Here is a 16,818-nt window from a genome sequence, read left to right as displayed (position 1 = left end):
CGGTGTAGCACCCTAAGCACCTAAGTCCGGAATCAACCGGAGACATTAATGACCAGCAGCGGAAAAATCAGAATTTACGAACTTTCCAAGGACCTTGGCCTTGAGAATAAGGATGTGCTTGATGCTGCTAAACAACTGTCCATTTCAGCAAAGAGTCATAGCAGTTCTATCAGTGACGAAGAAGTTCAGAGGATCAGAAGTTTTTTAGGGCAAAAGGAAAAGTCTGTTTCACCTTCAAAGAACAAACCTAAAGCTGAGAAAGTCATTCTTTCGGTGAAAAAGGCAGCAATATCTACTCCCTCTAAAGGTCAAGCGGAAGCGAACAAAAAGCCCCCTAAAGTCGCCAACAAACCTATAACTCCACTCAAAGCTACTGGACCAAAACGTCCTGTTAAACCATCACAGGAACTTGGCACAAACCCTACAAAAAAAATCGAAGCGCCAAAGCTCAATCAATCAAACGAAACTAACAAAGCTAAAAAGCCCTCTCAACAATTAATTCATAAAACGGCAGTTCCAAAGCCAAAATCACCTATAAGACCAAACTCAGGGAAGAACACAACTAATTCCATTCCCAAGCCCTCAATCAAAGGAACTCCTAAGCCAGACTCTTTAACACCTTCACGACCCCAAATAATTTCAAAACCCCAGAACCCCGAAACCAAACCACCACATACATCAACAACCAAGTCAACTCCTCCTCCACAACGCTCCAAGCCGAAACCAGAACTGGTAGGGCGTCCCCAACCAAAACGACCTGCAGCACCACCCGTTCGCCCAGAAGCTCAACGCTCTGAGAGAAGGAAGCCAGGCATTAGCCCAAGGCCTCTAGGTGGAGCTAATCAACGGAATAACTATCAACAAAGACCTGGGGGCCAACAAAGACCTGGAGGCCAACAAAGACCTGGGGGCCAACAAAGACCTGGGGGCCAACAAAGACCTGGGGGCCAACAAAGACCTGGGGGCCAACAAAGACCTGGGGGCCAACAAAGACAAGGCGCAAACCGGCCTGGACAACCTCGATCTGGGGGGAATTCACTTGAGCTAGTCGGTAAACCTATTCGTCGGGATAGGTCTCCTAACAGCAATCCTCAAGGCAATCGCGATGGAGGGAAGCGACCAGGTGCACCAACACGTCCAGGGATGCCAAGTGGTATGCGCAAACCTATGGCGCCAGGTGAGCTTATGCAGCTCCAAAAGCCAACGGGCAGACCTGGAACCCCCCCCCTAGAAGACCGGATGGTACGCCAGTTACCCCAAAGGGCACTACTTCTGGTGCTACCCCACCAACCAAAAGGCCAACACCTCCAACAAATGCTCCAAAACGTCCTGCACATCGTGTTGGTCAGGGCTCAGGGCGTAGGCCTGGGAAAGCTGATTGGGATGACAGTGCAAAACTCGAAGCACTGAAAAACAAATCTCCTCAAAAACAGCGGCAAAAAGTTCACATCATTGGTGACAATGATGATGCGCTAACCACTGAAACAAGTGGTTTTGCAGGAGAACAACAAGCAGTCTTACTTTCCGCAAGTTTAGCTAGACCAGCAAAGCCAAAGTCACAACAAAAAACTTCAGCAAAGCCTGTCGCAGCAATGCGCAAGCGCAAAAAAGAAACAACTCGTCAACGACAACGTAGGCGGGCAATGGAACTTAGAGCTGCTCGTGAGGCTAAACAAGTTAGACCAGAAATGCTAATTGTTCCAGAGGACAACCTTACTGTTCAGGAACTAGCCGACATGCTCAGCGTCGAAAGTTCTGAAATCATCAAATCTCTCTTCTTCAAGGGGATAATTGCAACAGTCACCCAAACTCTTGACCTCACTACCATCGAAACAGTTGCGGAAGAATTAGGAGTTCCTGTTTTACAAGACGATGTGGAAGAAGCAGCCAAGAAAACGGTAGAGATGATTGAAGATGCTGATTTAGAACATCTAATCCGCCGGCCACCTGTTGTAACAGTGATGGGGCACGTTGATCATGGTAAAACCAGCCTTTTAGATGCAATCCGAAAAGCAAGAGTTGCTGCTGGTGAAGCAGGTGGAATAACACAGCACATTGGTGCTTATCAAATTGAAGTTGAACATGGCGGAGAGCCAAGAAAGATAACTTTCCTAGATACCCCTGGCCACGAAGCTTTTACAGCCATGAGAGCTAGAGGGACCAAAGTTACTGACGTAGCAATACTTGTAGTCGCAGCTGATGATGGTGTAAGGCCTCAAACACTTGAAGCAATAAGTCATGCACGCGCTGCCCAAGTTCCAATCATTGTGGCAATTAACAAGATTGATAAAGAAGGTGCATCTGAAGACAAAGTGAAACAAGAGCTATCAGAAAAAGAATTAGTCCCTGAGGAATGGGGGGGTGATGTAGTGATGGTTCCAGTAAGTGCAATAAAGGGGGAAAACATAGATAAACTCCTTGAAATGATCCTGCTAGTAACCGAAGTTGAAGATTTAAAAGCTAATCCAGATCGTTTAGCTAAAGGAACCGTAATTGAAGCCCACCTCGATAAAGCCAAAGGCCCAGTAGCAACACTGTTAGTCCAAAATGGAACACTTAAAACTGGAGATGTCGTCGCGGCAGGGCCAGTACTCGGCAAAGTCAGGGCAATGGTTGACGAAAAAGGCAGCCGACTTAAAGCAGGTGGCCCCTCCTCCGCCGTAGAGGCACTGGGCTTTAATGAAGTCCCAACTGCAGGTGACGAATTTGAGGTCTATCCAGACGAGAAAGCAGCTCGTGCCGTCGTTGGCGAGAGAGCATCGAATGCAAGAGCAACTAGGCTGGCACAGCAAATGGCTTCCCGCAGAGTTTCTCTCGCCACAATGTCTGGTCAAGCCAGTGAAGGTGAACTTAAAGAATTGAATATAATTCTTAAATCCGATGTACAAGGAAGTGTTGAAGCCATCCTCGGATCTCTTGAACAACTGCCAAAGGATGAAGTACAAGTGAGAGTTCTCCTTTCCGCTCCAGGTGAAATTACAGAAACAGATGTGGACCTTGCGTCCGCATCAGGAGCAGTCATCGTTGGATTTAATACTTCTATGGCATCTGGTGCAAGAAAGGCAGCAGATGCAACAGGTGTAGACGTAAGAGAGTATGAGGTTATTTATAAACTTCTTGAAGATATTCAACTAGCTATGGAAGGATTATTAGAGCCCGAAATGGTTCAAGAATCTCTTGGGCAAGCAGAAGTAAGGGCTATTTTCACAATAGGAAAGAGTGCTGTTGCAGGTTGCTATGTAACCAATGGAAAAATTCAACGTAACTGTAGCGTAAAAGTTCAACGATCTAACCAGATTGTTTTCCAAGGCGATCTCGACTCGCTTCGAAGAAACAAAGATGATGTAAAAGAAGTTGGCACAGGCTTTGAATGTGGTATTGGTTGCGATCGATTTGCTAATTGGCAAGAGGGAGATGTAATTGAAGCCTATAAGCTTGTTACTCAAAGAAGGAAATTAAGCACATAAAGCAATCATTATTAGACAAATAATCCAAGCCTTTGTCATTTTCTACGGCCTAAGGCAGGTTTTCGATCCTTTAAGTAACCTAATTAGAGCTTCTACGGTCCCATAAAAGCAACCCACCAAAAATTCCAAAAGCCGCAAATTGTATCCCAAGATCAGTTAGTGGAACAGTAATTCCAGAAACCGATCTAAGACCCATGACCCCAATACCTAAACAGGCGGAACCAAAACAAGCAAACCAAACCACTCGGCGAAGGCCTCGCCAAGGGTTCCGGGATTCTTGAAGCAAACGTTGACGCATTTCAGGGCCAAGATTTGATTCAACACCCTTGGGAAATAAATCGCTCAAAGATCCGATCCGACAATATCTTGAATGTTAGGTTCTCTAAGGGGCTGCCGGTGTAGCTCAGTGGTAGAGCAACTGATTCGTAATCAGTAGGTCGCAGGTTCAAATCCAGTCACCGGCTTTGAAATCAAAGAAAGTGGTAATTAGTAATTATGATAATTACTAATTACAGCTAAAAAGCAAAATAAAAGAAAGTTAGAATTACTTTCAAGGGCAATTCATCTGATAATGAAGACATCTCTTGAATTCTAACAATTCTAGAGCAAAGACAATACAATATTGAAACTCTTACAATCATACGCTCTAAAGAATTGATCGATTTTTCTATACTCTTAATAAGCCTTCCAAGTATTTCTATTATTGGAATAATAGTACTATTATTCCAACTAAACAGGACATTGAAAAATGCACCGAGCCTAATTGAATATTCTGAGTTAGATTCTTTTGAGAACAAAACAACCTTAACTGTAATAGTACCTACTTTTAATGAAGAGAAAAATATCTATCAGTGTTTGTCATCTATCATAGAAAGTGTCAATCCATGTGACGATTGGAAAGTTATAATTGCAGATGATAGTTCCAGTGATCAAACCTTAACAAAAGCAAAGCTGGCTTCTAAAAAATCGTCTATAAGAATTGATTTTTTAGAAGCTGGTCCTCGACCTAAAAACCAGCGCTGGGTAGGTAAAAACTGGCCTTGCTCGCAGGCAATGGAAAAAATAGATAGCGATTGGATTTTATTTCTGGATGCAGATATACAAATAAAAAAAGAAACTATTTTCCGGGCCTTATCACAGGCAAACATGGAAGGCATTGACCTTCTAAGTCTTGCCCCAAGACTCACCTGTGAATGCCTATCAGAATGGATGGTTCAACCAATCATGGCGAGCCTAATATCTATTGGATTCCCTATCAAAGCAGCTAATCAGTCGAAAGAAAGCACAGCATTTGCAGCGGGGCCTTTCATGCTGTTCAGACGAAGCGCCTATAAAGCGATAGGCGGCCATAAGGATCTTGCCGGAGAAGTAGTTGAAGACCTGGCATTAGCAAGGAAAATAAAAGGCTCGGGCTTCAAGCTGCGTTTTTTGCTTGGTTTAAATGCAGTTGATCTGCATATGTATCCGGACTTTGATGCGTTATGGGAAGGTTGGAGCAAAAACTGGTTTTTAGGGCTTGACAGAAATATCCCAAAGGCAATTTCGGCCTCATTAGTAGTATTTTTAATCTTTTCTACTCCATGGCTAACACTTCCTTCAGCATCTATTTGCCTATTGTTCATAACGAATTACAATCTTCTCCTAAATATAATATTGGTCTCTCTTCTAGCAATAACACTTCAACTCATTCTGAGAATATGGATCAACAAAAAATTTGATTTTTCATTGAAATACTGGTGGTTAATGGGTGCAGGGGGGATAATTATTCTCTTTCTTGGACCAATATCAGTTGTAAGAACAATTACTGGAAAAGGGTGGACATGGAAAGGGAGGTCATTGGCTTAAATAAGGAAGAAAATGATCTAAATCGATAAAAGAATAGAATAAGTTTAAGTACCAATAGAGAAGTATCACTATATTGCTTTTGTTAAAAGTGTAAGACCCACTAAAAGAGTCAAACATTCAAATGCTCTTTTTATGAACCACCTGCCTTTGGAAATCGCATAATGAGATCCCAAAAAACCTCCAAGGAGAGACCCTATTAAAAGAATTGGCAAAAGATCCCACGCGATATCGCCTCTTACCCCTAAAACTAAAGCGCCGGTACCATTCCAAAACAAACCCACAAGAATTAATGTATAGGCAACAGCCAAGGCATAATCTATTTCAAACCAGTACACAAGCCAAATAGTAACAAATAGGCCCGTTCCTGAAGCAAGAGATCCATTCAAGATTCCAATACAAAATAAGACCAACCCCCCCAAAAGTAGCTCTAAAGAAGTCTTTTCCCTAACTCTTTTCTTAATCCCAAGGCTTTGATTATTAAATGAATAAAGCCCTATAATCAATGTAAGCAATCCCAGCAGAAAATTAAAGAGCTCTTCAGGCAAAGCGATAACTATTTTTGCACCAAGAAGAACACCTGGTAAACCAAAAATGAGAATTAAAGCTGCAAAACCTTTGTCTAATGAACTCCCTTTTAAATAACGAAAAGCAGCCCCTAAGCCCAACGCAACACTTGCAGTTTTATGTGTTGCCAGTGCAATCTGAAATGGTAAGCCTAATAAGATTAGGGCAGGAAGCTGTAACAAACCAGCACCACCTCCTGCCAAAGCCGAAAGAAAGTTTGCAGTAAAAGAAATCAAGCCTAAAGTAATCTGTGTAGTTAGAGAATCAATATTCATGGCGGAAAATTCATCGAACCAATCAGTTTTGAATTCAAATGCTCTAACCCTTACTAAATCTCTAAGCAAAATCAAATAAACATTTATTATACTTAGCTATTCTCCTTGAGGGAAAACCCATCTAAAAAGCCCCCTCTTACGAGGGGGCTTTTTAACACTTAACCCAAAAGGCTAATTGTTGTTAAGCAATGAATGAAATTGCTTAAGCTCAACCTATTGCTGGAGCAACTAGAGCAACTGGTGTTGATTCAGCAGCAGCTAAATCAAGAGGGAAATTGTGAGCATTACGCTCATGCATAACTTCCATACCAAGATTGGCTCTATTTAGAACGTCTCCCCAAGTAGGAACAACTTTGCCCGAAGAATCAATGATTGACTGGTTGAAATTAAAACCATTCAAGTTGAAAGCCATGGTGCAGATGCCCATAGAAGTCAACCAAACACATACGACAGGGAAAATTGCCAAGAAGAAGTGAAGGCTCCGGCTGTTGTTAAAGCTGGCGTATTGGAAGATTAAGCGACCAAAATAACCGTGAGCAGCCACGATGTTGTAGGTCTCTTCCTCTTGGCCAAACTTGTAGCCATAGTTCTGTGACTCAGTTTCAGTGGTCTCACGAATAAGTGAAGAAGTGACCAAAGAACCGTGCATTGCAGAGAACAAGCTTCCACCGAACATGCCTGCTACACCAAACATGTGGAAAGGATGCATCAAAATGTTGTGCTCAGCCTGGAACACAAACATGAAGTTAAAGGTACCTGAAATACCAAGTGGCATTCCGTCAGAGAAGGATCCCTGACCAAAGGGGTAAACCAAGAAAACAGCAAATGCTGCTGATACAGGTGCTGAGTAGGCAACACAAATCCAAGGGCGCATACCCAATCGGTATGACAATTCCCACTGGCGTCCCATCCAGCCACAGATACCAATCAAGAAGTGGAAGACAACTAACTGATAAGGGCCACCGTTATAAAGCCACTCATCCATAGTTGCGGCTTCCCAAATGGGATAAAAGTGGAGGCCAATGGCGTTACTGGAAGGAACAACAGCTCCAGAAATGATGTTATTTCCAAAAAGGAAAGAACCAGCAACAGGCTCACGGATACCATCAATATCGACAGGTGGAGCAGCGATAAAGGCAATGATGAAGCAGATTGTGGCCGCAAGAAGGCAAGGAATCATCAAAACACCAAACCAACCGACATAAATACGGTTATTGGTGGAAGTGACCCATTCACAGAACTGCTGCCAACTGGTTAGATCCGGCCTATTGGTGCGGATTGAGGTGGTCATAAGGACGTGAAAATAGTCCCAAAAAGGGACAAGTAAAAAAGGCACAAAAATTATGCCTTTTAGACTTTAAAGGAAAATTGTGATTACTGTGACCCTCTTGAATAGAGGGCTTTGCAAAAGTTAAGCAAACAACACAAGAGAACCCTTGATGAAATCAATTCTCATTAGTTTAAATCTAGAAAATAAGGCTTCTCTAGAGGGAACAGCCAATTAGAAGAATCTATTCATAGCATCACTTTCTTGCTGAATTTGATTTTGTGCAACTCGGCAGAGACCAAATAGGAGACTTGCCCTTGAGATATCGCAAAAATGATCGCAAAAGTTGTTAGGGTCTTTGGATAGATCGCTCAGCTTCAAGAAGCTACTCAATGGATGCATGAGTAACTCCTCAACCTCAGTACAAACTATTCAGGGGGAAACATCCAAAGCCTCGAGTTCTTTTGCTGAGAGGGTTTTATATATAAGGCTACCCTGCAACCCAATTTTCCCAATTGGGGCTATCTATCTGGCAGATCATCTACATAAATGTTTCCCTAGCATTAGTCAAAAGATTCTCGACTTAGCAGCTCTGCCAATCTTTGATGTAGAACAAGTCCTTTTAAAAACAATTGATAGCTTTCAGCCTTCAATCCTAGTTTTCTCATGGAGAGATATACAGATATATGCACCTGTCGATGGAAGAGGGGGCAATCCTCTACAAAATTCATTCGAGGTATTTTATGCCAAAAATCCGTTTAAAAAAATAAGAGGCGCATTAGGTGGCTTACGTCTAATGTCAAGCCACTACTCAGAACTTTGGAGGAATCAAAAACTCATACGGCAAGGCATGCATCATGCACGTAAACACTGCAAGCATGCTCAAGGAGTAATTGGGGGCGGTGCGGTAAGTGTTTTTTACGAACAGCTCGGCAGATCACTGCCAAAAGGAACAATAATCTCAGTAGGAGAAGGAGAAAAACTTCTTGAAAAACTGATCAGAAAAGATGAAATCAAAAAAGAGCGATGTTTTGTAGTTGGCGAAGAGCCTAGACATGGACTCATTCATGAACAACCATCATCTTCATCTAAAACTGCCTGTAATTATGAATACATAAGATCTATCTGGCCAGAAATGAATTGGTATTTAGAGGGTGGGGATTTTTTTCTAGGGGTACAAACAAAACGAGGATGTCCACATAATTGCTGCTATTGCGTTTATACAGTTGTAGAAGGTAAAAAAGTACGAGTTAACCCTATCGATGAAGTAGTTGCTGAAATGCGACAATTATATGATCTTGGTGCAAGAAGCTTCTGGTTCACAGATGCACAATTTATACCTGCAAAACGTTATATAGAAGATGCTAAGCTACTGCTTAGAAAAATCAAATCAGAAGGACTTCGAGATATTCGATGGGCAGCATATATTCGAGCAGATAATTTAGATTTGGAGCTTGCAGAACTGATGGTTGAAACAGGAATGAATTACTTCGAGATAGGTATTACATCTGGGTCTCAAGAACTAGTAAGAAAAATGCGAATGGGTTATAACCTACGCAATGTACTAGAAAATTGCAAGTTACTTTCAAATGCAGGCTTTAAAGATCATGTATCAGTAAACTATTCCTTCAATGTTATTGATGAAAGGCCCGAAACAATTCGCCAAACAATTGCATACCATAGACAGCTTGAGAAAATTTTTGGGGAAGACAAGGTTGAACCTTCTATCTTCTTCATAGGTTTACAACCACACACACATCTTGAACAATATGGTTTTGATAAGGGATTAATTAGACCTGGCTATAATCCAATGAGTATGATGCCATGGACAGCAAGAAAGTTACTCTGGAATCCAGAGCCAATGGGTAGTATTTTTGGCAACATTTGCCTTAAGGCTTTTGATCAGGACCCTAACAACTTTGGAAAAACTGTCTTTAACTTGCTTGAGAAAGATTATGGAATTGCACCATTAGAAGATGCATTGCGTGCACCTTTAAAAGGAGAGGGTGCTTTAGCAACGGCATTTAATTGAAAAACGATAATAAATGCAAGTACAATTATTGCTAGAAAACCTGACAAAGGATTATTTAACTTCTCTATATCTGGACCAGTAAGCCATGAAGGAGTGTCCTTAGAAAGAGTATATAAGCAATTATTCAACAGGAACCAAATGCTCACTAAGCCGCCGTGTAATCCAACGCATCCCCAAAGAGACCCACCATCGAGAATTCGTCTAAAATTTAGTACTATCCCCAATAGAAATAACCCTAGGATCAAGCTAATCATTGGGAAGAAACCAACATCAAACCGAATATGCGCAATGCTAAAAAGTGCAGCCTGTATTACACCTCCCCATCGAGGACCAATTAAGTGATTCATCTCACCCCAAAGCCAGCCTCTAAAAACTAGTTCTTCAGCAAAACCCACACCAAATAATAATAGGAGGGCATTTATAACTTCCCCTGAGTTAAATTCATTAACCCAAAGCAACCAACCTCCAGTATGAAGCGTGAAACTGATTAACAGAAGAAAAGAAACTGACCATAGTATCCCTCTTAAAAATATATAATTACCTTTTTTAGTAAACATACCTGAAACCCCTAAAACCTTCCATGTATCTCTAAAACCCCATCGAATCTTTATCCAATAAGGCAATGCCAATAGAAAAAGTAAGAAGCTAATTATCGTACCGAACAAATCAGATCGTTCTAAGAAAAAATCAAGACCAAATACTCTTAATATTTGTACCGATACCCATCCCAAAAAATATAACCCAGGGATAAATGATGCAAAAGCTAACCAGCGAGTATAAATATTTGAAAAAGTAAGCATTAATAGACTAACTCAGCTTTCCTTTTCAAGTGTACTTGTAAGTCCCTTAGCCTTAAGCGACTCACAATAAAATTCTGCTGGTTCCAAGTCACAAACAATTACTAGACCAACACCAGTGTTATGTGCTTCAAGCATCACAGCCAATGCACCTTGCTCGCTTAATTGTGGTACGACTTCTAAGAGAACGGAAACAACATAATCCATTGTATTAACTGGGTCATTATGAAGAAGAACTTTATACATAGGTGAAGGTTTCCGGACCTTCACAACTTCCTTCTCAATAACAGGTGCGCCAGAGGCTCTGGGTTTAGGAATCATTGATGCCATGGCAAAGATGCTTGTTAAAGTAAATCTATGGTCAAGAAGAGGCTGCTACAAGAAATTAAAGCGACGATATACGGTTCATAGCAGTTATAACATTCTCACGACTATTAAACGCCGAAAGTCGAAAATATCCTTCCCCAGCGTAGCCAAAACCACTACCAGGTGTCCCCACGACATATGCCTTCTCAAGCAACTGGTCAAAAAATGCCCAAGAATCAATCCCTGAAGGTGTCTTTATCCATACATAAGGGGCATGTTTGCCACCATAAACTGTTAATCCTGCGGCTAAAAGCTCTCTTCTAATAATAGAAGCATTTTTCATATAAAAATCCACAAGAGAAGCTATCTGTGACTTTCCCTCTGAAGAATATACAGCCTGAGCTCCACGTTGAACAACATAATTTACACCATTAAATTTTGTACTTTGCCTTCGATTCCATAGGCCCCACAAATCAATCTTTTCGTTACTTGATTGACCATACAAGGTCTTAGGAATAATTGTATATGCACAACGGATCCCAGTAAAACCTGCGTTCTTTGAAAAAGAACGAAACTCAATTGCGCAAGTTCTTGCTCCCTCTATCTCAAAAATCGAATGGGGCAAATCTTTATCTTGAATAAATGCCTCATATGCAGCATCAAATAGAATCAAGGCTCTATTCTCATTAGCATAATTAACCCAGTTTTGAAGCTGATCTTTTGTCGCAACTGCACCAGTAGGATTATTTGGATAGCAAAGATATATTAAATCTACTTTTTCAGTTGGAATTTGAGCTTCAAACCCATTATCTGCATTAATAGGCAGATATATAAGCTCCTCATATCGACCATGTCCAGCAGCATCTCCTGTGCGACCTGCCATAACATTGCTATCTACATAAACTGGGTAAACAGGGTCTGTAACCGCAATCTTATTTCTTTCGCCCAATATATCTAAAATATTACTACTATCACATTTAGAACCATCTGAAACAAATATCTCCTCAGCAGACACCTCACACCCTCGAGACTGAAAGTCTTCTTTGGCAATAACTTCTCTTAGCCAAGCGTAACCCTGTTCTGGTCCATAGCCATGAAAGCCATTATGTGTTCCCATCTCATCTATAGCCAATTTCATGGCATCTCGACAAGCCTTAGGGAGAGGTTCGGTTACATCTCCAATACCTAAACGGATTAAAGGCAAATTAGTGCTTTTAGCAGTGAAAGCATTAACTCTCCTTGCTATCTCTGGAAATAAATAACCCGCCTTAAGCTTTAAATAATTACTGTTGACATGAACCACGAGTATGAAGGCGTATATAGAGACATCTTGCTATGGAGAGTGTCATTTTTCCCTGGACTCCATACGATGAAATAAGACAAAGAGTTTTTTAGCTGCTCACCCTCCCTAAAACTGCTTTGAGAAACCAAAAACACTTCTACCCAGTTGATTTTGATGAACTGGTCGACCCAAGTATTAATAAACCAGGTCGATACCTAGGGAACGAGCTTGGGACTAAAGAACTTAATTGGCAAAAATCAAATGTCAGATGGATACTTGCATACCCAGAGGTATATGAAGTAGGGGCAAGCAACCTTGGACATATCATTCTCTACTCAATTCTGAACTCTATCAACAGCAGTCTCTGTGATAGAGCTTATTTACCAGGTAAAGATCTATGCAAAAGACTGAGAAAACAGAAAGTACCTTTATTTGGGGTTGAAACTCGATATCCACTGGCAGCTTTTGACATTCTTGGATTCAGTCTTAGTTACGAGCTGGGTGCAACAAATATATTAGAAATGATTGACTTGGCTGGACTTCCCTTACATGCAAACAAAAGGGGTGACCTACCTATTAGCAATCCATTAGCTCCTCCATTAATCTTTGCCGGAGGGCCAACAGCAACCAGCAACCCAGAACCATTTGCTGCTTTCTTTGATTTTTTCGCATTAGGTGATGGTGAAGAACTTTTACCCGAAATCGGATTAATTGTTTCTGAAGGAAAGAGATCAAACCTATCTCGCTCAGAATTGTTACTTGATCTTGCCCAAGTACCAGGAATATATGTCCCATCCCTTTATGGAACAAATTCTAGACGAACAAGTCTTCGCCCTTTAAAACCTTTTTTACCAAAAACAATTCTACGAAGAGTTGCAAAACCAATCCCACAATATGGCCTGGGGATAGTGCCACACATTGAAACTGTTCATGACAGACTCACTATTGAAATAAGACGAGGATGTACCCGAGGGTGCCGTTTTTGTCAGCCAGGGATGCTTTCGCGTCCAGCAAGAGATGTAGAACCTCAAGAAGTTATCGACACTATTCACAAAGGCATTAAACAAACTGGTTACAGTGATTTTTCATTGCTATCTCTCAGCTGTAGTGATTACCTTTCATTACCTTCTTTAGGGACTGAACTACGCAACCAATTATCAGATAAAGAAATAACCCTTCAACTTCCCAGCCAACGAATTGATCGTTTTGATGAAAATATTGCACATATACTTGGCGGTTCTCGCAAAGCTGGGCTCACGTTTGCTCCAGAAGCAGGAACACAACGTTTAAGAAACATAATTAATAAAGGACTCACTGACGAAGATCTTTTAAAAGGAATACAAACTGCCATGAGGAATGGTTACCGAAAAGTAAAGCTTTACTTCATGATTGGACTTCCAGGTGAAACGGATGAAGATATTTTTGGAATAGCTGAGACCTGCAACATGCTACAAAAAAATTGCAAAGATTTAGGAGCACTTAGAATAAATTTAACCATAAGCAATTTCACACCTAAACCACATACACCATTTCAATGGCATAGCGTGTCAACTAAAGAGTTTCAAAGAAAACAAAAAATACTCAAAGACGCCTTCCTAAGCAATAAAAAAATAAAAGTGAATTTCACAGATGTTCGCTTATCTGCCATGGAAGACTTTATTGGAAGGGGAGACAGATCTATTTCCTCAGTAATAGAGCAAGCTTGGAGAAAAGGAGCAGGAATGGACGCATGGTATGAATCCTTAGATCTCACATATAAAGCCTGGAAAGAGGCAATTTCTCAAGCAGGCCTTTCAGGTCGTTATAGACAATTAGAGATAGGGGACTGGAGTCATGTAGAGGGTCTAAAAAGAAATGATCTTTTTAAATTCTGTTCACAACCACTACCTTGGGATCACATCGACACAGGGATTGAAAAGAAATGGTTATTTAACGAGTTGATTAAAGCATTAAAATCTGAAGTTATAGGAGACTGTTCATTTGATAAGTGCAGTGATTGTGGAGTATGTGGTGATGAGTTTGGACATAACATAGTAATCGAACCACTGCCAATACCAAAAAGAAAGGGGAAAATACCCCCACCCAGTAATCGTATATGCCGAATTAGATTGCAATTTTCCAAGACAGGTCCAATGGCACTTTTAAGTCATTTAGATATTGTCAGGATGATGGAAAGAGCATTGAGAAGAAGCAACCTTCCTGTCAGCTATTCAGGTGGTTACCATCCACTACCTCGAGTGCAGATAGCGCTAGCACTTCCTCTAGGTGTAGAAGGATTAGGTGAATGGATGGATATTGAATTTACAAAAGAAATTGACTCTAAAGAAGTACTAAGTTGCCTCAGTGAATACCTACCAAAGAATATAGATCTATTAAAAGCTACATCTATTAAGACAAATTCGAAAAGCCTCTCGCAAAATCTCTCAGGAGCAAAGTGGGAGTTTTCCCTATTAGCTAGTCAACCCAACTATCCAACCACCGTAGAATGGGAGAGAGCTATAGAAAAGATAATAACTTCTCCTGAACTAATCTGGCTTGATACGGACAAAAAAGGTAGGTCCAGAAAACGTGACTGTAAACCTGACTTGAAAAATCTCAGGGTCAATTTCAAGACGCCAAAATCTTTGGAAATTTTAAAAGAAGAAGAAACTAAAACCGTACTAATACAGCTAGAAAGTCATATAGACTCATTAGGTAGAAGTATAAAGCCTATTCAAATTAAACACTTCTTAGAAGAACAACTAAACCAACCCCTTGAGATAAATCGCATTAAGAGACAAGAACTAATTTTGTCTGAGTGCTAGGGTCATTAAGGATATGACCGAGGGCAGAATCTGCCATTTCCATATCCAGGCTTTTCTTACCTCCAGTCTTGAGGAAAGCGAGGCCATAGCTTCTCGCTGAGTTCGGTCCGTAACATCCGAGCCCCAATGAGTTGCTTACTTCATAGGAGCATTGACTCCGTCTATTTCTTGAAAGGCTTCTAGCCATCAATTCTTTACAAACTAGATCCTGTGCACCTGCAGTCATTGATCGGATCTGAACTACCCAGGGATCACCCTGTTTTTCTCTATGCCCCAACAAATCATCATTGCTGAGCAGCTGCGCATCGCAGCACTGCTTAGCAATGAAAGAGTAGATGAATTAATTGTCGCTCAAGGTCGCTACCAAATCGGTGATGTTTTTCTTGGCACTGTCGAAAACGTGCTCCCAAGTATCGATGCAGCATTTGTAAACATTGGAGAAAGTGAAAAGAATGGCTTTATCCATGTAACTGACCTAGGTCCGCTTCGGCAAAAGAAGGGAGCAGCAACTATTACAGAACTTCTGAGGCCCAGTCAACCTGTTCTGGTTCAAGTAATGAAAGAACCAACCGGCACAAAAGGGCCAAGATTAACAGGGAATCTTGCTCTCCCAGGACGCTACTTAGTCCTCCAACCTCATGGGCAAGGAGTAAATATCTCTAGAAAAATTAATTGTGAAAGTGAGAGGAATCGACTAAGAGCACTTGGTGTTCTAATCAAGCCACCCGGTACAGGGCTATTAATTCGAACCGAAGCTAATGATGTAAGTGAAGAACTACTCATTAATGATCTAGAAACACTTCTAAAACAATGGGAAGCGATCCAACAGGTTTCTGAAAAAGCAGATCCACCAGTGCTGCTAAATAGAGATGATGATTTTATTCATAGGGTTTTACGCGACCATAAAGGAGAAAATCTTTCAAGTATTGTTGTTGACAACGAAAATGCACTGAGTCGAGTCAATAGCTTCCTAGAACATGATGGGCTAAATGTATTAGTAGAAGCTCATCAAGAACCAGCGAATATCCTTGATCATTTCCGTATTAATGCATCAATACGCGATGCGCTCAAGCCAAGAGTAGACCTACCTTCAGGTGGTTACATAATTATCGAACCTACCGAGGCACTTACAGTAATTGACGTGAATTCAGGTTCATTTACGAGATCCGCTAATGCTAGAGAAACTGTTCTATGGACAAATTGTGAAGCAGCTATTGAAATCGCTAGACAATTAAAGCTAAGAAATATTGGTGGAGTAATAATAGTCGATTTTATCGATATGGATTCTAGACGTGATCAATTACATTTACTAGAGCATTTTACTACTGCCATTCGTAATGATTCTGCACGCCCTCAAATTTCTCAATTAACTGAGCTCGGTTTAGTAGAGCTAACTCGAAAAAGACAAGGGCAAAATATATATGAGCTTTTTGGAAAAGAATGCCCTAATTGTGGAGGAATTGGTCATGTAGGAGTACTTCCTGGCAACGATCTTTTGCAACCATTAGCAATTGAACAAGGTTTAGTTAAATCCATTACTTCTGGAAAGAGTGATCTTAGCTCTTCTATTGATGCAAATAACACTCGTCGTAAAAAAGGTCGCGGAAAGATAACTCAAGAAAGCACACAACAAGAGTTTGATTCTTCAACAGAAACTAATCTTGATTGCAATATTGAACAAAGTGAAAGACAGGAAGATGTTGCTCAACCAGAAGTCAACAACTCTCGACAAGATCCAGAGTTAATCGCAGTGCCAATGACTAAAGAACAAGCACAATTATTTGGATGGCTAGGGCTAAATCCTACTCTTCTTCTAGATCCTTTACCAGAAAATGACAATTTGTTGGTAAAGATTGTACTTCCAGGGGAAGACTCAGAAAGTATCCTTGAAGAAGCTCGTCAACAAATTCAAGAAGGTTCTCTGCGCCGAAGAAGGCGTGGGCGTAATTCAGGAAAAACAACTTTTCGATCTAATGGCGATTCAAGTGATGAAAGCGAAGAGACCCTTAAGAGTAATCCAACAGAGATTGACAGTCAAAAGGAAGAATTAAATGTAGAAATTACCAATCTAGAGGATTTTGAAGAGAGTGAAATCTCACTAAAAGTCTCTGAAACACAATCGGAACAAGAACCAGAAGACTCGCGAAGAAGAAGAAGGCGTTCATCAGCAAAAGTATGA

At 40.9% G+C, this 16,818-nt stretch carries 10 protein-coding genes, 1 tRNA gene and 1 pseudogene; 6 read left to right on the top strand and 6 right to left on the bottom strand.

What is annotated here, in order from left to right:
- Nucleotides 1–48 precede the first annotated feature (48 nt).
- A pseudogene (infB, locus tag SOI84_RS07575) lies at nucleotides 49–3,467 on the top strand (translation initiation factor IF-2).
- A 79-nt stretch (nucleotides 3,468–3,546) separates the two neighbouring features.
- Here infB and SOI84_RS07570 read toward each other — a convergent pair.
- The gene (locus SOI84_RS07570; protein WP_320673935.1) at nucleotides 3,547–3,813 is read right to left on the bottom strand and encodes a DUF3493 domain-containing protein; all 267 of its coding nucleotides are present in this window, start codon (nucleotides 3,811–3,813) and stop codon (nucleotides 3,547–3,549) included.
- Between the two features lie 46 nt (nucleotides 3,814–3,859).
- Between SOI84_RS07570 and SOI84_RS07565 the strand changes: the two genes are divergently transcribed.
- Both SOI84_RS07565 and SOI84_RS07560 read left to right on the top strand, forming a co-directional pair.
- Nucleotides 3,860–3,931 (top strand) — tRNA-Thr (locus SOI84_RS07565).
- 277 nt (nucleotides 3,932–4,208) lie between these two features.
- The gene (locus SOI84_RS07560; protein ID WP_320673934.1) at nucleotides 4,209–5,312 is read left to right on the top strand and encodes a glycosyltransferase family 2 protein; all 1,104 of its coding nucleotides are present in this window, start codon (nucleotides 4,209–4,211) and stop codon (nucleotides 5,310–5,312) included.
- A gap of 68 nt (nucleotides 5,313–5,380) precedes the next feature.
- On the opposite strand, the gene SOI84_RS07555 is transcribed toward SOI84_RS07560, so the two are convergent.
- Complete coding sequence (locus SOI84_RS07555; protein WP_320673933.1) at nucleotides 5,381–6,226, bottom strand: sulfite exporter TauE/SafE family protein; 846 nt, start codon at nucleotides 6,224–6,226, stop codon at nucleotides 5,381–5,383.
- 133 nt (nucleotides 6,227–6,359) lie between these two features.
- Nucleotides 6,360–7,442: a photosystem II q(b) protein gene (psbA, locus tag SOI84_RS07550; protein ID WP_320673932.1), complete on the bottom strand. Its 1,083-nt coding sequence runs from the start codon at nucleotides 7,440–7,442 to the stop codon at nucleotides 6,360–6,362.
- Nucleotides 7,443–7,818: 376 nt separating this feature from the next.
- On the opposite strand from psbA, the gene SOI84_RS07545 reads away from it, so the two are divergent.
- On the top strand, nucleotides 7,819–9,450 hold the full coding sequence (locus SOI84_RS07545) for a photosystem II high light acclimation radical SAM protein (protein ID WP_320673931.1): 1,632 nt from the start codon (nucleotides 7,819–7,821) through the stop codon (nucleotides 9,448–9,450).
- Here SOI84_RS07545 and SOI84_RS07540 read toward each other — a convergent pair.
- From SOI84_RS07540 to SOI84_RS07530, 3 genes are read right to left on the bottom strand one after another with little or no spacing between them, the layout of a single operon-like run.
- Nucleotides 9,372–10,250: a type II CAAX endopeptidase family protein gene (locus tag SOI84_RS07540; RefSeq protein ID WP_320673930.1), complete on the bottom strand. Its 879-nt coding sequence runs from the start codon at nucleotides 10,248–10,250 to the stop codon at nucleotides 9,372–9,374. The genes SOI84_RS07545 and SOI84_RS07540 overlap by 79 nt on opposite strands.
- Before the next feature lie 12 nt (nucleotides 10,251–10,262).
- A complete protein-coding gene (gene clpS, locus SOI84_RS07535; RefSeq protein ID WP_320673929.1) occupies nucleotides 10,263–10,577 on the bottom strand; it encodes an ATP-dependent Clp protease adapter ClpS in 315 nt (104 codons plus the stop codon).
- Between the two features lie 55 nt (nucleotides 10,578–10,632).
- Nucleotides 10,633–11,856 (bottom strand): LL-diaminopimelate aminotransferase, encoded by a 1,224-nt coding sequence (locus tag SOI84_RS07530; RefSeq protein ID WP_320673928.1) that lies wholly within the window; start codon nucleotides 11,854–11,856, stop codon nucleotides 10,633–10,635.
- A 116-nt stretch (nucleotides 11,857–11,972) separates the two neighbouring features.
- Here SOI84_RS07530 and SOI84_RS07525 point away from each other — a divergent pair, with 116 nt between their 5' ends.
- Nucleotides 11,973–14,639 carry a TIGR03960 family B12-binding radical SAM protein gene (locus tag SOI84_RS07525; protein WP_320673927.1) on the top strand — a complete coding sequence of 889 codons (2,667 nt, stop codon included), beginning with the start codon at nucleotides 11,973–11,975 and terminating at the stop codon, nucleotides 14,637–14,639.
- Nucleotides 14,640–14,907: 268 nt separating this feature from the next.
- Nucleotides 14,908–16,818, top strand: coding sequence for an Rne/Rng family ribonuclease (locus tag SOI84_RS07520; RefSeq protein ID WP_320673926.1), 1,911 nt, complete (start codon nucleotides 14,908–14,910; stop codon nucleotides 16,816–16,818).

Origin of the sequence: Prochlorococcus sp. MIT 1341, from assembly GCF_034092415.1 — a bacterium.
Taxonomy (GTDB): Bacteria; Cyanobacteriota; Cyanobacteriia; order PCC-6307; family Cyanobiaceae; genus AG-363-P08.
Note: the sequence above shows the minus strand (reverse complement) of the source record. Positions and strands in the feature narration are given on the sequence as shown.